Source organism: Roseomonas sp. AR75 (genome assembly GCF_005222815.1).
In the GTDB taxonomy this organism is placed as follows: Bacteria; Pseudomonadota; Alphaproteobacteria; order Acetobacterales; family Acetobacteraceae; genus Falsiroseomonas.
On sequence record NZ_STGB01000002.1, the window covers coordinates 609,061 to 630,863 of the forward strand.

23 protein-coding genes are annotated in these 21,803 nt (G+C 70.8%); 11 read left to right on the forward strand and 12 right to left on the reverse strand.

Translation table 11 applies throughout. The annotated features are described in order from the left end of the window. The first annotated feature begins 14 nt into the window (after positions 1 to 14). Together E4T13_RS10865 and E4T13_RS10870 are read left to right on the forward strand one after the other, a co-directional pair. Positions 15 to 3,230, forward strand: a complete 3,216-nt coding sequence (locus E4T13_RS10865) for a tandem-95 repeat protein (protein WP_170984930.1) — start codon at positions 15 to 17, stop codon at positions 3,228 to 3,230. 110 nt (positions 3,231 to 3,340) lie between these two features. Continuing rightward, entirely contained in the window at positions 3,341 to 3,865 is a 525-nt protein-coding gene (locus E4T13_RS10870) for a hypothetical protein (protein ID WP_137178279.1), read from the forward strand. 135 nt (positions 3,866 to 4,000) lie between these two features. Here E4T13_RS10870 and E4T13_RS10875 read toward each other — a convergent pair whose 3' ends face one another. From E4T13_RS10875 to E4T13_RS10895, 5 genes are all read right to left on the reverse strand, one after another. Further along, the gene (locus E4T13_RS10875) at positions 4,001 to 4,357 is read right to left on the reverse strand and encodes a hypothetical protein (RefSeq protein ID WP_137178280.1); all 357 of its coding nucleotides are present in this window, start codon (positions 4,355 to 4,357) and stop codon (positions 4,001 to 4,003) included. A 254-nt stretch (positions 4,358 to 4,611) separates the two neighbouring features. Next, positions 4,612 to 5,493, reverse strand: a complete 882-nt coding sequence (locus tag E4T13_RS10880) for a LysR family transcriptional regulator (protein ID WP_137178281.1) — start codon at positions 5,491 to 5,493, stop codon at positions 4,612 to 4,614. 77 nt (positions 5,494 to 5,570) lie between these two features. Continuing rightward, on the reverse strand, positions 5,571 to 6,191 hold the full coding sequence (locus E4T13_RS10885) for a glutathione S-transferase family protein (RefSeq protein WP_137178282.1): 621 nt from the start codon (positions 6,189 to 6,191) through the stop codon (positions 5,571 to 5,573). A gap of 8 nt (positions 6,192 to 6,199) precedes the next feature. Beyond that, positions 6,200 to 6,859 carry an NrsF family protein gene (locus E4T13_RS10890; RefSeq protein WP_137178283.1) on the reverse strand — a complete coding sequence of 220 codons (660 nt, stop codon included), beginning with the start codon at positions 6,857 to 6,859 and terminating at the stop codon, positions 6,200 to 6,202. A gap of 7 nt (positions 6,860 to 6,866) precedes the next feature. Next, positions 6,867 to 7,502, reverse strand: coding sequence for an RNA polymerase sigma factor (locus E4T13_RS10895; protein WP_240791075.1), 636 nt, complete (start codon positions 7,500 to 7,502; stop codon positions 6,867 to 6,869). A gap of 226 nt (positions 7,503 to 7,728) precedes the next feature. Between E4T13_RS10895 and E4T13_RS10900 the strand changes: the two genes are divergently transcribed. From E4T13_RS10900 to E4T13_RS29860, 7 genes are all read left to right on the forward strand, one after another. Beyond that, positions 7,729 to 9,078 carry a DUF4157 domain-containing protein gene (locus E4T13_RS10900; RefSeq protein WP_170984931.1) on the forward strand — a complete coding sequence of 450 codons (1,350 nt, stop codon included), beginning with the start codon at positions 7,729 to 7,731 and terminating at the stop codon, positions 9,076 to 9,078. A gap of 10 nt (positions 9,079 to 9,088) precedes the next feature. Next, positions 9,089 to 9,628, forward strand: coding sequence for a hypothetical protein (locus tag E4T13_RS10905; protein WP_137178285.1), 540 nt, complete (start codon positions 9,089 to 9,091; stop codon positions 9,626 to 9,628). Between the two features lie 175 nt (positions 9,629 to 9,803). After that, on the forward strand, positions 9,804 to 10,400 hold the full coding sequence (locus tag E4T13_RS10910) for an OsmC family protein (RefSeq protein ID WP_137178286.1): 597 nt from the start codon (positions 9,804 to 9,806) through the stop codon (positions 10,398 to 10,400). Positions 10,401 to 10,457: 57 nt separating this feature from the next. Then, entirely contained in the window at positions 10,458 to 11,702 is a 1,245-nt protein-coding gene (locus E4T13_RS10915; RefSeq protein WP_137178287.1) for an NAD(P)-binding domain-containing protein, read from the forward strand. 16 nt (positions 11,703 to 11,718) lie between these two features. Continuing rightward, positions 11,719 to 12,873 carry an NAD(P)/FAD-dependent oxidoreductase gene (locus tag E4T13_RS10920; RefSeq protein ID WP_137178288.1) on the forward strand — a complete coding sequence of 385 codons (1,155 nt, stop codon included), beginning with the start codon at positions 11,719 to 11,721 and terminating at the stop codon, positions 12,871 to 12,873. Next, complete coding sequence (locus E4T13_RS10925) at positions 12,873 to 13,373, forward strand: MaoC family dehydratase (protein WP_137178289.1); 501 nt, start codon at positions 12,873 to 12,875, stop codon at positions 13,371 to 13,373. Before E4T13_RS10920 ends, E4T13_RS10925 begins: the two co-directional genes overlap by 1 nt. Positions 13,374 to 13,421: 48 nt before the next feature. Next, positions 13,422 to 13,583 carry a hypothetical protein gene (locus tag E4T13_RS29860; protein WP_170984932.1) on the forward strand — a complete coding sequence of 54 codons (162 nt, stop codon included), beginning with the start codon at positions 13,422 to 13,424 and terminating at the stop codon, positions 13,581 to 13,583. A 4-nt stretch (positions 13,584 to 13,587) separates the two neighbouring features. Here the strand turns inward: E4T13_RS29860 and E4T13_RS10930 are convergent, their stop codons facing one another. Then, on the reverse strand, positions 13,588 to 15,180 hold the full coding sequence (locus E4T13_RS10930; protein WP_170984933.1) for a winged helix-turn-helix domain-containing tetratricopeptide repeat protein: 1,593 nt from the start codon (positions 15,178 to 15,180) through the stop codon (positions 13,588 to 13,590). Positions 15,181 to 15,401: 221 nt separating this feature from the next. On the opposite strand from E4T13_RS10930, the gene E4T13_RS10935 reads away from it, so the two are divergent. Beyond that, complete coding sequence (locus E4T13_RS10935; protein WP_137178291.1) at positions 15,402 to 15,581, forward strand: DUF1127 domain-containing protein; 180 nt, start codon at positions 15,402 to 15,404, stop codon at positions 15,579 to 15,581. 43 nt (positions 15,582 to 15,624) lie between these two features. Next, positions 15,625 to 16,563, forward strand: a complete 939-nt coding sequence (locus tag E4T13_RS10940) for an EamA family transporter (protein WP_170984934.1) — start codon at positions 15,625 to 15,627, stop codon at positions 16,561 to 16,563. Positions 16,564 to 16,569: 6 nt separating this feature from the next. On the opposite strand, the gene E4T13_RS10945 is transcribed toward E4T13_RS10940, so the two are convergent. From E4T13_RS10945 to E4T13_RS10970, 6 genes are read right to left on the reverse strand one after another with little or no spacing between them, the layout of a single operon-like run. Next, on the reverse strand, positions 16,570 to 16,911 hold the full coding sequence (locus tag E4T13_RS10945) for a hypothetical protein (protein ID WP_137178293.1): 342 nt from the start codon (positions 16,909 to 16,911) through the stop codon (positions 16,570 to 16,572). Further along, positions 16,874 to 18,001 carry a cobalamin-independent methionine synthase II family protein gene (locus E4T13_RS10950; protein ID WP_137178294.1) on the reverse strand — a complete coding sequence of 376 codons (1,128 nt, stop codon included), beginning with the start codon at positions 17,999 to 18,001 and terminating at the stop codon, positions 16,874 to 16,876. Before E4T13_RS10950 ends, E4T13_RS10945 begins: the two co-directional genes overlap by 38 nt. Beyond that, positions 17,998 to 18,999: a cupin domain-containing protein gene (locus tag E4T13_RS10955; RefSeq protein ID WP_206030137.1), complete on the reverse strand. Its 1,002-nt coding sequence runs from the start codon at positions 18,997 to 18,999 to the stop codon at positions 17,998 to 18,000. The genes E4T13_RS10950 and E4T13_RS10955 overlap by 4 nt, the downstream gene beginning before the upstream one ends. A gap of 5 nt (positions 19,000 to 19,004) precedes the next feature. After that, on the reverse strand, positions 19,005 to 20,057 hold the full coding sequence (locus E4T13_RS10960) for an ABC transporter ATP-binding protein (protein WP_256370448.1): 1,053 nt from the start codon (positions 20,055 to 20,057) through the stop codon (positions 19,005 to 19,007). A gap of 16 nt (positions 20,058 to 20,073) precedes the next feature. After that, entirely contained in the window at positions 20,074 to 20,904 is an 831-nt protein-coding gene (locus tag E4T13_RS10965; RefSeq protein ID WP_137178297.1) for a carbohydrate ABC transporter permease, read from the reverse strand. Beyond that, entirely contained in the window at positions 20,901 to 21,782 is an 882-nt protein-coding gene (locus E4T13_RS10970; RefSeq protein WP_137178298.1) for a carbohydrate ABC transporter permease, read from the reverse strand. The genes E4T13_RS10965 and E4T13_RS10970 overlap by 4 nt, the downstream gene beginning before the upstream one ends. Positions 21,783 to 21,803 lie beyond the last annotated feature (21 nt).

Sequence of the window (21,803 nt, forward strand, 5' to 3'; positions counted from 1 at the left end):
CAGGGACGATGATCATGGCGATCGAGCAGATCTGGTTTGGCATCCGCGCAGTGCGGTTCGAGAGCGCCGGCACCTCCGGCCCGCAGTTCGAGCTGCTGGAATCCGCAACGGATTTCGCCATCCGCGACTTCGGCACCAAGGTGGTGGACTACACCGGCAGCGAGTGGCAGCAGCTTCTCGCCTTCACCGGCAGCGCGGCGGCGCAGCAGGCGCTGGGCATCGACCTGTCGGACGGCGTGAACGTCGCCGCTTCGGGCCAGGTCTCCAGCAGCGGCGACCTGCGCGTCGGCCAGGGTGTGACCGCGCAGAACATCGCCGACGTCGCCGGCGGTGGTCGCGTCTTCGACGTGACAGGAACGCTCGACGAGAGCGACGACGCGGTGGCGATCACAGGGCTCGGCAAGGCCAATGCCGGGCGCCTGTCCGGCGCGAGTCTGGAAGGCAGCGAGACCGGCAACCGCGTGATGTTCTCCAACGACACCGGCTTCGGCTTCCTCAACGGCAGCGGCTTCGACCCGAATGGCGGCGCGACGCGGCTGAACGAAGGCGACGCGATCAACTTCGAGATCAAGCAGGGCAAGGTGCTGGTCGCCGCCAGCTTCACCGTGCGCGTCGCCAATGGCGGCAGCGCCGGCGTGGTGATCGACAGCGACGGCAAGACCATCGCCGACACCAATGGCGACAAGCAGGGCGGCTGGATCCAGGACGCCTCGGCCGGCGAGCTGATGCTCGGCATGCTGACCGATGGCGCCAAGGTGAAGATCGACTATGTCGGGCGCAGCATCAGCATCGACGACGTCGCCTTCGCCGGCGACGCCGCGGCCTTCTTCGATGCCTTCAGCGATGGTGGCGCGAAGGACCTGACCCTCGGCTCGCTGGTGAGCGGCGCGATCGGCTGGTCGGCCGACGACCTGGTGCTCTCCACCGACGACCCCGCCGAGGCGAATGCCGTGCCGCTCGCCGAAGGCTTCACCGGCGGCGTCGGCGAGGAGGATAGCGGCATCGCTGGCGCCGTGCAGGCGAGCGACGGCGACGGCGACCTGCTGAGCTTCAGCGTCGAGGCCGGCGACGGCCCTGCGCATGGCAGCGTCGAGATCGAGGCCGGCACGGGCGCCTTCCTCTACACCCCCGACCCGGATTTCCACGGCGCCGACAGCTTCACGGTGACGATCAGAGACGGTCGCGGCGGCACCGCGCTGCAGCTTGTCGAGATCGCCGTCGCCGCGGTGAACGACGCGCCGGAGGCTGCGGCGGAGATCGCGATCGGCACGAACGAGGACGCGGCGGTCTCCTTCGACATCGCCGCCTCCGACCCCGATGGCGATCCGCTGACCTTTACCATCGCGGTCGGCGATGGCCCCGCGCATGGCGTGGTGGACCTGGATGCGGGCAGCGGCGCGGTGACCTACACCCCCGATGCCGATTTCTCCGGCGCCGACGGCTTCACCGTCACGATCAGCGACGGGCAGGGCGGCGTCACCGCGCAATTCGTCGGCATCACCGTCGCGCCGATGAACGACGCGCCGGTGGCGCAGGGCTTCACCGGCGGCACGGGGGCGGAGGACGCGCCGATCCTCGGCAGCGTCCAGGCCTCCGACCCCGATGCCGACGACCTGGTCTTCACTGTCGAGGCGGGTGACGGTCCCTTCAACGGCGGCGTGCTGCTCGATGGCGACAGCGGCGCCTTCACCTACACGCCCGACCCCGACTTCTTCGGCAGCGACAGCTTCACCGTGACGATCCGCGACGGCCATGGCGGCGTGACGCTGCAGGTGGTGGAGATCGTGGTCGAGCCGACCGGCGATGCGCCGGTGGCGCAGGGCTACACCGGTGGCGTGGGCGAGGAGGACAGCTCCATCGCCGGTGACGTGAACGCCAGCGACGCCGACAACGACGCGCTGACCTACAGCATCCAGGCGGGCGACGAGCCGGCGCATGGCAGCGTGCTGCTGCTCGGCTCCACCGGCGAGTTCTGGTACTCGCCCGACACCAACTTCTCCGGCACCGACAGCTTCACCGTCACGATCAGCGACGGCAAGGGCGGCACCGCGACGCAGCTGGTGGACATCACCGTGGCCCCCGTCGCCGATCCGGCCAGCTTCACCGGCACCACCGGTGGCGATGTGATGGAAGACGGGGCGTTGATGGACGGCGGCACGCTGACCGTGATCGACCCCGATCCCGGCGAGGCCGGCTTCCTGACGCATGGCAGCCTGGCAGGTGCCTATGGCGACTTCACCTTCCTGCTCGCCACGGGGGAATGGACCTATACGCTGCGCAACGCGGATCCCGCGGTGCAGGCGCTGAACACCGGCGACAGCCTGCAGGACAGCCTGCAGGTCACCGCGCTCGACGGCACGACGACCACCATCACGGTGGACATCGCCGGCCGCGACGAGGCGTTCCTGCCGAGCCCCTTCACCGGCGCCGGCGATCCGAACGACAACCCGCCGACGCCACCGGCACCAGGCGGCAGCTATGTGGTCTATGGCGACGGTGCGAACAACATCGCCGGCACGTCGGGCGCCGACCGGATCGATGGCGGCGGCGGCAACGACACCATCACCGGCGGCTCCAATGCCGACGGGCTGGTCGGCGGCAACGGTGACGACAACGTCACCGGAAACACCGGGAATGACTGGATCGATGGCGGGCCGGGCAATGACGTGCTCTCCGGCGGCGGCAACGACGACGTGGTGATCGGCGGTGGCGGCAACGACACGCTGAATGGCGGCGCCGGCGGCTCCACCATGTATGGCGGCGACGACCACGACTCGCTGAACGGCAACCCGCTGCTCTATGGCGGTGCCGGCAACGACACGCTGACCGGCTCCACCAGCCTGGGCGATACGCTGTATGGCGGCTCCGGCAACGACACGATCCGAGGCCGCGGCGGCGACGACACCCTCATCGGCGGCTACGGCGCGGACACGCTGGCCGGTGGCGCGGGCGGCGACCATTTCGTGTTCCTCTCCGTGCACGACACCAACGACGTGATCACCGATTTCGGCAACACGGGCGACCAGCTCGACTTCAGCGCCTTCGGCGGGCTGACGCTCAAGGACGATCCCGGCGCCAGCTTCACGGCGAACAACCAGATCGCCTGGTACCTCTCGGGCAGTGCCACGGTGGTGATCGTCAACACGGACGGCAACGCCGCGAATGCCGAGTTCATGGTGACGCTGAACAACCTGCCCGCGGGCATCACCGCCGCCGACCTGATCCTCTGACGGCCGGCAGGCCGCCGCGGGGCGTAACCTCCGCGGCGGCCGGGCGAAGCAGCTTCGGGCCGCATGGCGCGCGCAGGGTGCGCGCATCCTTCGGCACGAGGAGCACACCCATGAATGCAGGCCTGATGTCCGTCGCGGCGGACGCTGCGTCATCCCCGCGCAAAGCGCCGATCGGCGCGGCGGGCCTGGCCGCGATGCCGCGCGCGGCGCGCATCGCCTCCTGGCTCGCCGCCGGCTGGATCGCCTGGGAGTTCGGCTACTACGAGCAGTACAAGCTGACCGGCAACGAAGGATCGGTGCATCTCTTCACCATCCTGTCGGACTGGCTCGGCACGCCGGGCGGCGAGAAGCCCTTCCGCCTCTTCGTCGCCACGCAGGAGATCATCGCCGCGGTGCTGGTGCTGCTGCCCTGGACGCGCGTGCCCGGCGCGGCGCTGTCCTTCGCGACGATGGCCGGCGCGATCTTCTTCCATGTGGTCAGCCCGCTGGGCATCGACCCGTATGGCGATGGCGGCGTGCTGTTCAAGGAAGCAGTGTTCACGCTGGCGATGGCCGCGCTGATCCTGGTGCTGCACCGGCACGAGATCCCGGGCTGGCTGTGGCGCCTGCCGCTGATCGGCCGGCGCTTCGCCTGAACCGCGGGCCGCGCCCCGGCGCGGCCCTTTCCGTCGCCCAGTCGTCCATGCCGAAAAGCCGCGCTGCCCTCAGGGGTAGCGCGGCTCTCCTGTTTGTCGGCGGAGCCGGCCTGCACCGGCCCCGCCATCCCATGCTCAGCGCTGGCGCGCGCGCGCCTGGCGAAGCTGGTCCATCGTCGCCTGCGGCACGTAGATCGTCGTCTGGTTCTCGCCCTGGCCGACCACCATCGGCACATAGCCGGGCCGCGGCTGCTGCACGAAGACGCTGTCGAGATGCACGATCTCGAAATCCATCCCGTTGGGCTGCGTCACCATCACGCGGCCGCCACCGACCAGTGTGCCCTGGCCCATCGGACCGTAGTCCACCATCAGGTTCTCGCCCTGGCCGACGACGCGCGGATAGCTCTGCGCCATGGCCGGTGTGGCCGCGCAAGCCATGGCGCCACCGGCAAGCGTGGCGGCGACGACGAGGCGGCGGAGTGAGAGAGGCATCGACTTGCTCCTGTTCTTCGATCGTTTGACGTGGCCGGTCCCATCCGCCGTACGCGCCGGCGGCAACGGCCCTCAGGTCGGGCAGGATCGGCGCGATTCTTCTTCCGTTGTCCGCTCGATGCGGCAGCGAAGGACGCGCGCGAGGCCGCGGCGCCGGGCGCGGCGATTCACGGCTCGTGAAGTATCGGGACGCACCGGACGGGCGGCCACGTCTGGGCACGCATCGATTCGATGCGCCCGGCGTATCGAGGCGATCAGCCGGCCTGCCAGGACTCGCGACGCGTCGCCGCGATGAAGCAGCCGAGCGCGGAGGACCACCGCCGGCCCGCGACGGTCACCAGGCAGACGGTGCGCGCCGGCGGCGCATCCTCGATCTGGCGCAGCAGCAGCCCAGGCTGCGCCGCGCTGTATTCCGGCAGGAAGCAGACGCCCATGCCGGCCGCGACCAGGCTCTGGATCCAGTCCTCCCGCTCGCTGCGGCAGGCATGCACCAGCGTCGCGCCCAAGGCGCGCAGCGCGTCGCCCAGCACCTCGCGATGCTCGCAATTGATGCGGGACAGATACACCTGCCCATCCATGTCGCGCATGCGGATCACGGGGCGCGTGGCGAAGGGGTGCGTGGGTGCGCAGGCAACGCGGAAGTTCTCGGTATAGAGCGTCTGCGCACGCAGCCGCTCTGCCTGCCCCGCCGGCAGCGCGGTCAGTGCCGCATCCAGCTCGCCGCGCAGCAGGCGCTCGCATAGCCTCTCCGGCGTGGCGTCCGCCAGCGTGATGGCGATGCCGGGCCGGCGCGCGCGGAAGCGGCTGAGGAAGCTGCCGAAGCGCGCCGGCCCGATCGAGCACATCACGCCGAGCTGCAGATCCGCCTCATCCAGCCGGGCGTGCAAGGTCGCCTGCTCGCGCAGCGCGCGGCTGCGCGCGACGATTTCCTCCAGCCGCGGATGCACCAGGCGCCCGAGTGCGGTGAGATGCGTGTTGCCGCGCTCGCGCGCCAGCAGCGGGCCGCCGAACTCGCGTTCCAGCCGCTGGATCGCGCGCGTCAGCGTCGGCTGCGTGACGCCGCACAGCTCGGCCGCGCGCGTGAAGTTCATGGTGCGCGCCACGGCCAGGAAGTAGTCGATCTCACGCAGATCCATGGGTTGCGTCCCGTTGCGGCGCCGGTAGGCGCCGCTTGCGGATCAGCTTCGCACGGGGCGGGACAAAGGTTTCACGGTCAGTCGAGCCGCGCGCCCGCGGGCACCTGCATGCCGCGCCGGACCGCCGGCCGCGCGCCGATGCTGTTGAACCAGCGGGCGAGCGCGGGATGGTCTTCCAGCCGCTGCTCCGCCCAGCCATGCCGCGCGATCCAGGGGAAGGCGGCGATGTCGGCCAGCCCGTACTCCTCGCCCGCGATGAAGGGCGATGCGGCAAGGCGCTGCTCCAGCACGCCATAGACCCGCGCGACGAGCGCCACCGTATGAAGCCGCGCGACCTCCGGCTTCTCCGGCGCAAGTTCGGTCCAGTGATGCGCCTGGCCGGTGAAGGGGCCGACCGAGGTCAGCACCACCATCAGCCAGGCCAGCGCCGTCGCGCGCTGCGGCCCGGCGGCGGGCAGGAAGCGGCCATGCGTCTCCGCGAGATGCAGCAGGATGGCGCCGCTCTCGAACAGCGGCGGCGCGCCCTCCTCGACCAGGATCGGGATCTTGCCATAGGGGTTGAGCGCCAGGATTTCCGGCGCGAATTGCGCGCGCGCGCGGATATTCACCGGCGTCACAGCATAGTCCAGGCCAAGCTCCTCCAGCAGGATGGATACGCGCTGCGAGTTCGGCGTGGCCCAGCCGTAGAACCGGCGCATGCCGCGCGTCAGGCCGCGCGCGCGCGCAGCCCCGCGCGCATCAGCCAGGGACCGATGAGCGAGGCGATCAGCATCGTCAGCAGGATCGCGATGCCGTGCCACACCAGCACCATCGCCGCCGCATCCAGGTGATGCACCAGGCTGAGGCCCACGCTGGCCAGCGCGGCGGCCGAAAGCCCGCCGAGCATGGCCACCGGCACCGGACGGATCGGTGCCGCATGACGCGTCAGCCAGATCATGCAGAGCGTCAGCGGCACCCCGAAGCCGACGATGAACCGCAGGCAGGGGAAGCTGGTGGTGAGCGTCAACGCTTCCGGCCCCATCCGGAACAGGTCGGCGACGCAGCCCCACCCCATCGTCGCCAACCAGCCCAGCGCCGCGGGCACCGGCAGCAGTGCCCAGCGCCGGTCGCGATCAGGCAGCGCGAGCTGGAAGGCGGCGAAGCCTGCCAGCACGCCGGTGAGGCCCGACAGGGCGAGCTGCGGCATGTCGAAGCCGCCGGCCAGCCGCTGCGCCAGGTCGTGGCGGAAGCCGAAGATCGCCACGGCGCCAGCGATCACCGCCACCGCGAAACCGAGCCATGCGGCCGCCGCCACGGCCGGGTTCCAGACGCGCCTGACCGGCTTCAGGCCGGTCGCAAGCTGGTCGATGAGGTCCTCGGTCCGCATGGCCACGCTATTCCTCCACGCCAAACCGTCGCCGTAGCGACCGGAGCGCGCGGTGCGTCGCCACCTTCAGGGCGCCGACGCTCATGCCCGACCGGCCGCTGGCCTCCGCCAGGGACAGGTCCTCGATCTTGGTCAGCCCGAGCGCCGTGCGCTGCGCCTGCGGCAATTCGCCCACGGCCTGGCGCAGCGCCACCGCCTCCATGCGCAACGCGAGCTCGGCTTCTGCGTCGCGACCGGGGGCGGCGACGTCGTTGGCCGCCTCGATATCCACCTCCCGCGCGCTGGACCGGCCCCGGCTGCGGCCGCGATCCAGCGCCCGGCGCTCGGCGATGGCAGCCAGCCAGGGTCGGAAGGGCCGCGACGGGTCGTAGGTGTTGCGCACGCGATGGATAGTCAGCAGCGCATCCTGCACCGCATCCTCCACATCCGCCGCATTCCGCAGCCGGGCGCGGCAGATGGCGCGCAGCAACGGCAGGCATTCGCGCAGCAACGCGTCATAGGCGCGGCTGTCGCCCGCCTGGGCAGCCGCCATCAGCCCGGACCAGCGCGCATCGCGCGCGTCGCGGTCGGCGGCATCGGCGGGGCGCCCCGCCCTCATGAGCAGGACGCCGGCCGCATGGGTGCAGAACACGGCATCGGACATGCTGACACTACTCCGATCTCCGGCCGCCGCGCGAGACGGCCCCGCGACGCCCGGTCATCGCCTTCACTTCGCTGCCCTGCGCAGGAAGGTTACACTGGCGCGAGGAACGGCATGCCGCCGCTGCTTTTCCTGGCCTCTCGCATGCGCGGAAGAGTAGGCTTGCCCAATGTTCGCGCCCCCTGCCCCCCGCCGGGCGGAACCCGCCCCCAGAAGCCGCAGCCTTCCCGTGCGGCCGGTGCACGATGTGCATGAGCACACTGCCCACCGCGCGGCCGCACAGGCGCTGTCCGGGCCTGGGCTCGCGGATGCGGCTTTCTGGCCGGTCGGTGACGGCCCTCGGCTGCTCGGCGGGGCGCTGGGCAGCGCCGGCCAGGCGCTTCCCGCCCCGACGCGCAGCTATTTCGAACGCCGGCTCGGCCGCGATTTCGGCGGGGTGCGGGTGCATACGGGCGCGTTGGCCGGGGCGACGGCGCGGGCGATGCATGCCTCGGCCTACACACTCGGCAGCGACATCGCCTTCGCCTCCGGCCGCTATGCGCCGGAGAGCGAGGCCGGTCGCCGCCTGCTGGGGCATGAACTGGCGCATGTCGCGCAGCAGGCCGGCGGCTCCCCTGCGGCGGGGCTCGGTGCCGCGCCGCTCGGCGTGCAGCGGGCGGTGGAGACGCTCGGAGGAAACTGGGACACGGGGACCTACCGTCTCGTCTATGGCGCGGACGGGTCGCATCATGGCTGCGAGATCGACCGGCTGGTGTTCACGCCAAACGAGCAGGTGGACGCGACCAAGATCGGCCTGACGCAATCCCTCGTCGCGATGGATGAGGGCGCGCCCAACCCGGTGAATGCCACCGCCGCGGCCCGCACGGTGCCGATCGACCAGCCCGGCGGCGGCACCTACATCGACCGGCTGGCCGAGCGGCGGAACCCGATCTACGGCATGGACGACCCGACCGGCACGGATCAGTCGCTCGGCGGCTCGGCGGCCGCGGGCAATGCGCAATGGGGCTATCGCTACAGCCCGAGCTTCCTGGGCTTCGGCCTCGGCGTGACCATCCAGCAGGACGCCTCGCTGTACGACCGGCCGCGGCGGCCGGGGCATGGCGCCAATGCGCGGCAGGTGTTCGAGACGACCGCCCTGGCGGTGGAGGGCGCGCAGGCCGGCACCTTCTACGGCTCGGTGCGCTGGGGCTGGGAATCGGACGCATCCAACACGCCCACCCTGGTGCCGCTCGGCGTCGTTGCCGTCGGCGTGCCGAGTGCCAGCTTCCGCCTCGCCTCCGATCTGTGGAATCGGAACCCGACCTCGACCGGCGCCGACACCATCGACCTGCCCATCGCCGCCGGCACCGCCGGCGCGAAGATGCCAAGCGAGATGACGACGGGCGAGATCATGAACCGGCTTGAGCAGATCCGCACCGAGCGGCAGCAGGCGGTCATCGGCAACGTCCTCGCCCCCTTCGGCCTCGGCGAGACGCGCACGACGGAATCGCTGGATTTCGAGGAAGCCGCGCTGCGGCGGGAACTCACCAGTCGCGCCGGCGACTTCCCGATGCCCACGGGCGACACGCGCTACGCATGAGGCGGCCATCATGGAGCGTTTGGCGGAGCGGCTGATCAGGCTGGGCTACAGCGGCCTTTTCCTGAGACCGCCGCCGGCGGTGCGTGCGCTCTGGCAGGAGAAGGGCATGCCGGAGGCGCTGGCGGCGCTGGCCGCCGATGCCGCGCAGCCCGCCGCGGGGCGCTTCCTGGCGGCAGAGGCGGTGGCGGACCGCAGCGGCGCGCTGCCGGCCGTGCCGCCGGCAGACCTTGCCGAAGCCTATGCGACGGTGCTGCACCAATCGGTGGTGGCGGACATGTGGGGCCTGCCGGGCGCGCCGCATACGCCGCCGGCGCGGCATCTGCTGGCACTCGGCGAGGCCGCCGCGGCGGCGATGCGGCCGTTGCTGCAGGACGATTCCGCCATCGACTATGGCGGCAGCGAGGAGGCGACGCTGGCCTACCAGGCGCGCTGGCGGGTGAAGGACCTCGCGGCGTCCTTCCTGGCCGCGATCCGCGGCGAGGCCTTCGATGCGGGCGCGCCGGCGCCGGCGCGCGACACGGCAATCGCGCGGATGATCGCGGCGCCGTGATCGCGCGGCGCGTCGCGCGCCGCTGAATCCAGGCTTTCTCCAGGACTCCTCAAGGGTGCCTCCAAGCGGGCGGATGCGCGCATCGCCAGGATGCCGCCACGTCCCGCCCGGGGCCGGTGCGCGGCACCGGATGACGCGGCGGGGCGCAGCAACGCGCAACCCGAGGAGACCCGTCATGTCCGCCACCGCCGAAGCCGTCGCCCCCGCCCCAACCAAGGCCCCGCCGCCGCCGAGCCACGGCGTGAACACCCCCGCCCTGTTCGCCACGATCAACGTGGTGAAGGGCCAGCCCGAGCTGGCGAAATTCCAGTTCCGCGCGAAGAGCGCCTGGCTCGCCGGCACGCACATGCAGACGACGATGGAGAGCTTCTCCGGCGCCGGCGGCGAGCACGTGCACAAGGCACCCACCGTCGCCAACAGCGACCATCCTGCGGTGCTCTGCGGCGAGGATTGCGGGCCGACGCCGGTGGAGTGGCTGCTGCATGCGCTGGCCGGCTGCCTGACCGCCGGCATCGCCAACATCGCCGCCGCGCGCGGCGTGACGCTGACCAGGGCGGATGCGGAGATCGAGGGCGACATCGACCTGCGCGGCATCCTCGGCCTGTCCGACGAGGTGCGGAACGGCTTCAAGGAGATCCGCGTCCGCTTCGACATCGCCGGCGACGCGCCGCCGGCCAAGCTGCAGGAGATCGTGCGCCAGTCCGTCGCGCGCTCCGCCCTGTTCGACATGCTCACCAACGGCCTGCCGGTCTCCGTCTCCGTCAAGGCCTGAGTGCGTCGCGCCGGCCGCCCCGCGCGGCCGGCGCCTTCCCTTCCAAGGACAGATCCCATGCGCAGCACCGACGCCATCGTCATCGGCGCCGGCCAGGCCGGCCTGGCCATCAGCCATGAGCTCACCCGCTTCGGCATCGCGCATGTCGTGCTGGAGCGCGGCCGCATCGGCGAGCGCTGGCGCAGCGAGCGCTGGGACAACCTGCGGCTGCTCACGCCGAACTGGATGACGCGCCTGCCGGGCAAGGCGTATGACGGCGACGATCCCGACGGCTTCATGCCGGCGCGCGCCGTGACCGACATCCTCGACGGCTACGCCGCCGGCTTCGCCGTGCCGGTCGAGACGGACTGCACGGTGCGCGCCCTGCGCCCGCTCGGCAGCGGCTGGATGCTGGAAACGAGCCGCGGCACCTGGCGCACGCGCGTGGTGGTGGTGGCGACGGGACAGTGCGGCATGCCCTCCGTCCCGCGCTTCGCGCCGGGCGTGACGCCGCGCGTGCGGCAGGTCACGACCTCGGACTACCGCAACCCGGCGCAACTGCCGGCGGGCGGCGTGCTGGTGGTGGGCGCCGGCGCCTCCGCCGTGCAGATCGCGGAAGAGCTGGCGCTCGCCGGCCGCGCGGTGACGCTCGCCGCCGGCCGCCACACCCGCGCGCTGCGCCGCTATCGCGGCCGCGACATCTGGTGGTGGATGGATCGCGCGGGGATGCTGGAGGATGCGGCCGAGGCGCAAGCCGACCTGGCGCGTGCGCGGACACAACCCTCGCCGCAGCTCGTCGGCGGCACGCCAGCGCGGGATCTCGATCTCGGCACGCTGCGCGCGCTCGGCGTGCGCATCCTCGGCCGGATGCGCGGCGCCGCGGGGCGGCTGGCGCAATTCGCGGAAGATCTGCCGGAGCAGGTGGCCGGCGCGCAGAAGCCGCTGGAAAGCATGCTCGCACGCATCGACGCCGTGGCCGACCGCGTGGGCGCGCCACGCGAGGCGTGGCCCGCGCTGCTGCAGGGCTTCGAACCCGGCCCCGCGCGGCTCGACCTGGTCGCGGAGGGCATCGGCAGCATCGTCTGGGCGACCGGCCATTGCCGCGACAACACCTGGCTGCGCGTGCCGGGCCTGCTGGATGCGGCCGGCGAGATCCGCCACCGCGGCGGCGTGACGCCGGCGCCGGGGCTCTACGTGCTGGGCCTGCGCTTCCTGCGCCGGCGCAGCTCCTCCTTCATCGGCGGCGTCGGCGCGGATGCGACGGCGATCGCCTTCGAGGCAGCCGGGCACCTCGCCCAATCGACCTTCCGCGACGCGGCCTGACCCAGGGAGATCCGCGATGACCACACGCTACGACGCCCTCGTCGTCGGTGCGCGCTGCGCCGGCGCCGCCACCGCCATGCTGATGGCGCGCAAGGGCATGCGCGTGCTGCTGCTGGACCGCGGCGCCTATGGCACCGACACGCTCTCCACCCACGCGCTGATGCGCGGCGGCGTGCTGCAGCTCGCGCGCTGGGGCGTGCTGCCGCGCATCGTCGCGGCCGGCACGCCCGCGGTGCGGCGCACCAGCTTCCATTACGGCGCGGAGGAGATCGCGATCGACCTGCGCGCGGCCGATGGCGTGGAGGCACTCTACGCGCCGCGACGGTCGCTGCTGGATGCCGTGCTGGTGGATGCGGCGGTGGAGGCCGGCGTCGAGGTACGCCACGGCGAGATCGTCTTCGCGCTGGAACGCAGCGACGGCCGCGTGATCGGCGCCGCCACGCTGGACGCCACCGGCAAGCGGCAGGAGATCGCCGCGGACCTCGTCATCGGCGCCGACGGCGTCGGCTCCGCCGTCGCGCGCCTTGTCGAGGCGCCGATGCTGCGGGAAGCGCGGCATGCCAGCGCGACCGTGTTCGGCTACTGGTCCGGCATCGGCACCGAGGGCTACCACTGGCACTACGTGCCGGGTGCGAGCACCGGCGCGATCCCGACCAATGCCGGGCTGCACTGCGTCTTCGTCTCGGTGCCGCCATCAACCTATCGCGCCCGCTTCCGCGGCGCGCCGGGCCCGGCCTTCGAGGCGACCCTGCGCGAGGTCTCGCCTGCGCTGGCCGCGCGCGTCGAGGGCGGCGTGCGCGCCGGCGCGCCCGCGGTCTTCGCTGGGCGGCGCGGCTTCTTCCGCCAGGCCTTCGGGCCGGGCTGGGCGCTGGTCGGCGATGCCGGCTACTTCAAGGACCCGATCACCGCCCATGGCATCACCGACGCGCTGCGCGACGCCGAGGCGGTGGCCGAGGCGGCCGCGCAGGGCACGCCAGCGGCCTTCGCGGCGTATGCGGAGACGCGCGACGCACTCTCCCTGCCGCTGTTCGAGGCGACGGACGCGATCGCCGCCTTCGACTGGGACCTGCCGCGCGTGCAGGCGCTGCACAAGGCGCTGAACCAGGCGATGAAGCAGGAGGTCGCGCACATGCTCGCCGCGCAGCGCGGCGTCCTGCCGGAGGCCGCGTGATGACCGGCGACCCCTGGGCGCTGACGCTCGCCGGGCGGCCACATCCCGGGCAGCGCGCGACGCGGCGCCGCACCACCTCGGCGCGCGACGTTGAGCTGTTCGCGGCAATGACCGGCGATCGGAATCCGCTGCACTTCGATGCGGCGCTTGCCGCACGCGCGCCCTTCGGCGGGCTGATCGTGCAGGGCGGCGTCACCTCCGGCCTGCTGAATGCCGTCGTCGCGGAAGACCTGCCCGGTCCCGGCAGCGTCTTCCTCGGCACCGAATGGCGCTTCGCGAAGGCGGTGCGGATCGGCGAGACGATCGAGGCCGAGGTGGAGGTGATCGCGCTGCGCGAGGACAAGCCGATCTGCACGCTGCGCACCATCGTGCGCAATGCCGCCGGCGAGGCTTGCCTGACCGGCACTGCCGTCACCTGGACCGCGCCGCTGCGCGATCTCCAGGAAGACTCAAGGACTCCACAGGGTGGTGTCCAAGCGCCGCGGCAGCGCGACGCCTAGGCTTCGTCGCGCCGGCCGATCATGGCCGGTGGAACAGGAGAGCAGATCATGTTCGTCCCCCATCCTCCGATCATCCTGCGGCATCGGCACGGCGCCGAATGGATGCGCCATGTCGCCGGCCATGCGCTGCACCGGCAGCGGGCGGCCGAAGCGCGCGCGGCGCAGGACGCCGCCTGGCGCCTGCTCGAAGCCTTCCTGCCCTGCGGATGAGGCGCTATGCGGCGGGCGCGGTCTCTCGCAGCCCGGCCCGCCGCAAGCCCTCCGCGAACAGCTCGACCTTCGCCAGGTCGCGCCAGAAGAAGAAATCGGCGCGGGCGAGCGCGATGGAATAGGTGGGATGGCGCACCAGCAGCGCCTCCACCGCGCGCCGCGCCTCCGCCTCCCTCCCCAGCAGCCCCAGCGCGGCGGCCTGCAGCGCATAGGGCCATTGCTTCGGATTCGGCGCGCGCATCGCCTGGCGCGTCAGCGCCACCGCGGCGTCGAGGTCGCCCAGGAAGAAATGCGCCAGCGCCCGCGTGGAGTGGAAGCTGGCGAGATGCGGATCGCGCGGGCTGAGTTCCGTTGCCCGCTCGATGCAGGCGATCGCTTCTTCCTCACGCCCGCATACGGTGAAGGTGAAGCCCAGCGCATACCAGGCCTGGGCGAAGCTCGGGTTCAGTTCCACGGCTTCCTCGAGCCTGGCGATGCCTTCCTCGTAGTCGCGCTGGAACGTGTGCGCGCGGCCGAGGACGCAGAGATTCATGCAATCCTGGTCGTCCAGCGCGACCGCGGCGCGCGCTTCTTCCATCGCCGCCGCGATCAGCGCGGGCCGATCTTCCGGCGGGCGCAGCACCGCGCTTTGCAGATGCACATAGGCCAGCGCGCCATGCGCACGGGCGAAGCCGGGATCGATCGCGATGGCACGGCGGAACATCGCCTCCGCCTCCTCCATTCCCGGAACGGTGAAGCCCCACAGGTGCCACAGGCCGCGCTGGTAGCAATCCCAGGCGTCGACGCTGCGCGGCGGGCGGCGCACCGCGGCCTCCCGCTCGATACGGCCGAGTTCCGGCTCGATCGTCGCGGCGATCTGCTCCGCCATGCTCTTCTGGATGTCCAGCAGGTGGTCCAGCGTGAAGGCATGCGCATCGGACCAGAGCTGGCGCCCGGTCTCCGCGCAGACCAGGTCGGCGGTGATGCGAACGCGCTCGCCCCGCCGCAGCACGCTGCCCTGCACGAGATAGCGCACGCCGAGCGCCGCGCCGATCTCCCGCGCATCGACCTCCCTGCCCTTGTAGGGCGCGCCGGAATGGCGGCTGAGCACGTCCAGCCAGTGATGCCTGGCGAGCAGGCGGATGATGTCCTCGGTCAGGCCGTAGCTGAAATACTCGGTGTCCGGCTCCGCGCTGAGATTGGCGAAGGGCAGCACGACGATGGAGGGCCGGCGCGACACCTGCGCCGGCGTTCCCACGGCGGGCGGCGGCTCTGGCGAGGGCTCGGCCGGTGGCGCCGGTTCATCGTCGAGCGCGCGCACCTCGGCGACGAAGCGGAAGCCGCGCTTGTGCACGGTGCGGATCACGTCCTGCCGGTCGCCATCGTCGCCCACTGCCTTGCGCGCGGCGTTGATGCGGCTGCTCAGCGCGGCTTCGGAGACGATGCGGCCCTGCCAGATCGTGTCGAACAGCTCGTCCTTGCTGACCACGCGGTCGCGGTTGCGCAGCAGATGCACCAGCAGGTCGAAGACCTGCGGCTCTACATGCACGACATCATCGCCGCGGCGCAGTTCCTGCCGCCGCAGATCCACCTCGTACTGGCCGAAGCCGAGCCTCATCGGCCTGCCTCTCCCCATCCCGCGTGTCGTATGTGCCGCGATAACGCAACGCGACACACGGCGTCCACCGTGAGGCGTACAAGTTAGGCAAGCCGCCGTCGCATTTCCACGCAATCTCAAGCCTGCCGTCAGGCCCTCGCCAAGCGCGCGCATCCCGGCGTGTGCACAAGGGAGACACACCGCGACCGACGGTGGGAATCCTTGATCGAAGGACACTGACGATGAAGCGCACGAGCATCCGCACTGTAGGAAGGCGCGTCCGCCATGTGATCGCGCTGTGGCAGGCGCGCATCGATGAGCGCCACTGTCTGGCGCAGATGGGCCATCGCGATCTGCGCGATATCGGCCTCAGCCCCGGCGAAGCCTTCGCCGAGGCGCGCAAGCCCTTCTGGATCGCGTGACATCGCCGCCCGACGGAAGCCCGGCCGGCAGGAGAAACCCCACATGTCCGCTTGTATCGCGACCCGCGCGCTGGCGCCTGCGTGGCGCCTTCGGCTTTCTGGCGCGCATCTGGCTGGATTGCTGGCCGGACTCTGCGCCGCAACGATTTGGGGCGGCGCGCTCGCCATGACGCGGCACGGCGTCGCCGCAGGCAGCGGCACGCTCGCGCCCGATGACATCGTGCTGCTGCGTTTCCTGGCGCCGGCGGCGCTGCTTCTGCCGATCGCGCTGCGCCGCCTCGCACGGTTGCGGCGCGATGAGTGGCGGCAGCTTGCGGTGCTGTTCGCCGGCGGCGGCGCGCCCTTCGTGCTGCTGGCCGGCGCCGGGCTGCGGCAGGCCGAGGCGGCCGATGCGGGCGCGCTGCTGCCAGGCACGATGCCGCTATGGGTTGCCGTCACGGCACTGCTCAGCGGTCGGGCGCAACAGGGCTTCGCGGCACAGCAGCGAGTGGGCCTCGCGCTCATGGCGCTGGCGGTTGCGCTGGTCGCCGGTCCGCCGTTGATGTCGGCCGAAGGACCGGAAGGACCGTTGATGCTGCTCGGCGCATCCTGGTTGTCCGCTGCCTACACGCTCGCGCTGAAGCGCAGTCCATTCAAGGCGATCGAGGCAACGGCGCTGGTGAGCCTCGGCTCCGTCGCGACCATCCTGCCGATCTGGCTGTTGACCGCCGATCCTGCGCTGGCATCGGCCGGGTGGAAGGAGATCGCGACCCAGGCGGCCTGGCAGGGCGGGATGTCCGGGCTGATCGCTCCCGTGGCCTTCGCCTACGCCGTCAGTCGGTTGGGGGCTGCGCGCGCGGCATCCCTGGGCGCGCTGAGCCCGGCAAGCGCCGCATTGTTCGGCCTGCTCCTGCTGGGAGAGTCGCCCGATCCGCATGTCGCGCTCGGGCTCGTTGCGGCAGCGCTCGGCGTCGGCCTCGCGGCGCTGCGCCGCCCGGGATGAGGGCGGCTACTCCGCCGCAGGCCGCGCGGATGCGTCGCGCGCCGTGCCATCGGCAGCAGCCGCGGCTTCCTGTTCGAGCGATTGCGCGAGTTCGCTCAGCCGTCGCTTGTCCTCGCCCGGCACGAGAAGCGTTGCGAGGGAACGCGCGCGCCTAGCCTGCGCGCGCAATTCAGACGCCTGACGCCTTGTTTCCTCAACCATACCGGCCCCGAAACCGATCCGCTGGCGCAGCCTAATGTGCAGCAGCGCGAGCTTGCAAGGCCGGAAATTGCGCGCACGGACAGTATACAGCAGGCGAATCTCCCGCGCTTCAAATATTGCGCGATGCGATCCGCGCACCTTCGACAAGTGACCGGAGCTTCGCCCAGGCGATGTCGCCATGTACGGCGCCATAGCCGGCGAAGGTGCCGAATCCGCAGTCGGTGCCGGCCATCACTCGATCTGGCCCGACAAGCCGCGCAAAGGTGGCGATACGTTGCGCCACCAGCTCCGGGTGCTCGACGAAATTGGTGGTGCTGTCGAGGCATCCGGGAATCAGCACCCAGTCCTGCGGTAGCTTGACCCCCTGCCACGCCGTCCATTCATGGGCGTGCCGCGGGTTGGACGCTTCGAACAGCACGGCACCGACCCGCAGGCGGAGCAGTTCCGGAAGCAGGCGCGCGAGCGCGATGTCACGCGTATGCGGGCCTTCGTAGTTGCCCCAGCAGACATGCAGGCGCACGCAAGTCGCGGATATGCCGCGCAGCGCATGATTGATCAAATCAACGTGAATCGCGGCACGGCGGAGAAAGGCGTCTTCGTCGAGGTCGGGGTACATCATGTGCCGCCCGAGGCCGAGATCGGGCGCATCGATCTGGAGCGTGAGACCCGCGTCGACGATCGCCTGATATTCGTGGCGCATGCCTTCGGCCAGGTCTTCCATGTAGGCATCCGCATCGGCATGGATGTCCGAGGGCTGGAACAGCGCGATCACGCCCGGCGAGGCACTGTTCATGAAGCCGTGCCGGTAGCCGGCCTCGGCCATCGCCACCTGCATCACCGCGAGGTCGCGGTGCAGCGGCGCCATGGATTTGACGGCAATCGGCCCGGTGCAGCGTGGGCGGCGGTAGGTCGGCGTGCCGCCGGACCGGCCGATGCGCTCGGCATAGGCGGGATAGTCCATCAGGTCCGCCGGGACGCGGCGCGGGCTGTCGCCGGAGAAGCCGGTAAGCCGGTCCTTGATGTAGGTGGCGTAGGAGATCTTCGACGTCTCCCCATCCGAGGGGACATCGATGCCGATCTCCGCCTGCCGGCGCAGCACTTCGCGCGTCGCCTGCTCCATCGCAGCATCGTACGCGGCGGGGTCGACCGGCTCCTCCCGCTCCTTCGCGAACAGCAGGTCCGCGACGATCTGGCTGCGCGGCAGGGACCCGACATGGGTGGTGCGGATGTTCGTCATGCCAGGAACCTCGGCGCCGCCGGGCTGTCGCCGCCGCGCACCACATAGGCCGCGACGCCGTTGGAGGAACAGGCGCGGAAAGCGCGCGACATGCCCTTCGGCGTGGTGAAGGTGTCGCCGGGGCCGAGGATCACCTCGCCCTCCGGCGTGGTCACCTGGAGCACGCCGCGATGGACGAAGATCACCTCCGCTTCGTCGCGCATGTGCGCCGGCACGGTCGCGCCGGACTCCAGCCGCAGGCAGCGCAGGTTGAATCCATGCGGCCACCAGCCGCTGATCGGGCCGGGTGCGAAGCCGTCGCCGGTCGCCTTCGGCGTGATGATCGCCGCCTCCTCCACGCCGGGCCGCACGAGCGGCGACGCCGCATTCACCGCGAACTGCCTCGGCTTCAGCACGCAGCCGGCCAGCGTTTCGCGCGGCGGCGTGGCGCGTTGCGCGATCTCCGCGGCGCTCGGCGGACGCTGCCGCGTCGCTCCTGCCGGCACCGTCTCGCCGAGCGTCGTGTCCACCAGGCGCCCGCCTTCGAGCAGCACCAGGCCGTAGCGGTCCGCGAGATCGAAGACGCGCGGCGACCAGGTCACCTTGCCGGGATCGTCGCCACCCAGCACGGCAAAGAGGAAGCCGGTCTCCTCGCCGATGTTCTCGAAGCCGCGGAACATGTGGATCGGGATGGAGATGACATCCCCTTCCTCCATCGTCACGTCGCCCTCGTCGGCGTTGACGCCGAAGATCATGCGCCAGCGGCCCTTGTGGACGACGAAGACCTCCGCAGTCTCGTGGCTGTGCTGGCTGTTGAGGCAGCGCGGCGGCTGGCGCGCGCCGCCGATGTTGAAGCCGTGCGGCTCCGGGATGTGGACATGCTGGTTCGGATTCTCGCTGACGCCGGGCCCGATCAGCGTGAAGTTCTCCTTCTGGTCAGAACCCGGAGAGCGACTGTCCACGAAGGCGTTCTTGCAGGGGATCAGGTCCGCATAGCGGATCAGGCGGGATGCGAGCATGGCACTCATTCCGGGTTGAGACGCCGGGTGGTGTCGGCGTCGAAGAGATGCAGGCGGGTGGTGTCGAGCTTCAGGCCGATGGGCGTGCCGGGCTCGGCGCGCCAGGCGCGGTCGGCCTTGGCGATCAGCCTTGCGTCACCGGCCTGGGCGGTGACGAGGACGGAATCGCCGGTCAGCTCCACCGCATAGACGCTGGCGTCGAGATCGCCGGCACCGGCGGGCGTGACCGTGACATCCTCCGGCCGGATGCCGAGCACGGCGGCGCCGTGATGGCCCGCGACCCGTGTCAGGGCACGAACCCCGCCGGCGGCACTGAAGACACCGCCGGCATGCTCGCCACGCACGAGATTCATCGGCGGCGAGCCGATGAAGCCGGCAACGAAGAGATCGGCGGGCCGGTCGTAGATCGCCTCGGGCGTGTCGAGTTGGCGGATCTCGCCCTGGCTCATCACCGCGACGCGGTGCGCGAGCGTCATCGCCTCGATCTGGTCGTGCGTGACGTAGATGGTTGTCACGCCGAGCTCGTACTGCAGGTGCTTGATCTCGGCACGGGTGGAGACGCGGAGCTTGGCGTCGAGGTTCGACAGCGGCTCGTCCATCAGGAAGACCTGCGGACGTCGGACGATGGCGCGGGCGAGTGCGACGCGCTGGCGCTGGCCGCCCGAGAGCTCCCGCGGCTTGCGGTGCAGAAGATCGCCGAGTTCCACCTTGTCCGCGGCGGCGTTCACCTGCCGCGCGCGCTCCGCGCCGCGGATGCCGCGCAGCTTCAGGGGATAGCCGATGTTGTCGGCCACCGACATGTGCGGATAGAGGCCGTAGGACTGGAACACCATCGCCACGTCGCGCTCGCGCGGCGGCAGGTCGTTGACGCGGTTCGGGCCGATCAGGATGTCGCCGCTGGTCGGCTCCTCCAGCCCCGCGACCATGCGCATCGTCGTGGTCTTGCCGCAGCCCGAAGGCCCGAGCAGCACCATGAACTCGCCATCCTTCACGGTCAGCGACTGGTCGCGCACGGCGACGAAGCCGCCCCAGCGCTTCGTCACATTGCGCAGGATCACCTCGGCCAAGCGCGCCTCACTTCACCGCGCCGCCGGTCATGCCGCGCACGAAGTGGCGCTGGATGACCGAGGCGAGCAGGAACATCGGGATGGAGATCAGGATGCCGGCGGCGGCGATCAGCTCCCACAGATCGCCCCGCTCGGTGCGGAAGCGGGTGATGCCGACGGGCAGCGTCACCGCGTCGTCGCGCGTCAGGATCAGCGCGAAGAGGAACTCGTTCCAGGTCAGGATGAAACAGAAGACGGCAGTGACGACCACGCCCGGCCAGATCATCGGCACGACCACGTCCAGGATCACGCGCAGCCGCGTGGCGCCATCCACCAGCGCCGCTTCCTCGGATTCAGTGGGCACCGCATCCAGGAATCCCTTCAGCATCCAGGTGGCGAAGGGCGTGACGATGGCGAGGTTGACGATGATCAGCGCATAGACCGTGTCCAGCAGGCCAAGGTCGCGGAACAGCAGGTAGAAGGGCAGCACCACGACGACCGCCGGGATGAACTGCGTCGCGAGGATGGTGAAGAACAGCGCGCCCTTGAACGGCATCTCGAATCGGCTGAAGGCATAGGCCGCGAGCGTCGAGGCCGGCACCGAGATCGCCACCGTTGCGGCGGCGACGATGAAGCTGTTGAGCAGCGTGTGCCCGATGTTCCAGGGATGGGCGAAGATCGCGCGGAAATTGTCGAGCGTCGGCGTGAACAGGAAGGTCAGGCCGAACAGGTCCACCGGCCGCTTGAACGCCGTCAGCGCCATCCACAGGATCGGGAACAGGATCAGGAACAGCGCGCCCAGCAGGACCGCCGACTCCACCCCCTGCCACAGCAGCCTGCGCCGTCGCGCGGGGCTCATGTCTGCCCCGGCTTGCGCAGGATCAGCTTCATGTACCAGATCGCCAGGAAGACCAGGATCGCGGTGAGGATCCAGGCGACCGCGCTGGCATAGCCCATGTCGTACCAGCGGAAGGCGATGGAGTAGACGAGATAGGCGAGCGTGGTCGTCGCAGCACCCGGCCCGCCGCCGGTCAGCGTCACTACCTGGTCGAACATCTTGAGCGCGAAGACGGTCTTGAGGATGGCGACCACCGCCAGCACCGGCAGCAGCGCCGGGATCGTCACGTCGCGCAGCACCTGCCATTCGGTGGCGCCGTCGATCCGCGCGGCTTCCTCCGGCTCCCTCGGCAGCGCGGCCAGGCCGCCCAGCACCACCAACGTCATGTAGGGGACCCAGCGCCACGCATCGGAGAACACCAGCACCAGCAGCGCCGCCCATTCGTCGGCGAGCCAGACGAAGCCCTGCAGCGGCGGCGCCAGCACGCCGGCGAGCCAGGTGAACACACCCATCTCCGCGTTGAACATGAAGCGGAAGGAGATGCCGACCAGCGCGGGCGAGACGGCGAAGGGAAGGATCAGCACGGCGCGCGTCACGCTCTGCAGCACACCCGCACGGCGAAGCAGCAGCGCGAGGCCGAGCGCGGAGACAACGGTCAGCGTCACGTCGATCAGGACGAACAGCCCGGTCACCATCGCGGCGTTCGCGAAATCCGGATCGTCGGTGAAGGCGATCAGGTAGTGCTCGGTCCCGATGAACGGACCCGGCGTCAGCGAGCGCGTCAGCCGCCAGTCGCGGAAGCTGGTGACCAGCGAGACGCCGAGTGGCCAGATCGTGGTGCCGAGCACGATCAGCGCCGCCGGCAGGATCAGCAGGTATTTGAGCGTGCGGTCACGCATCGGGCTTAGCCCTCCCCCGCG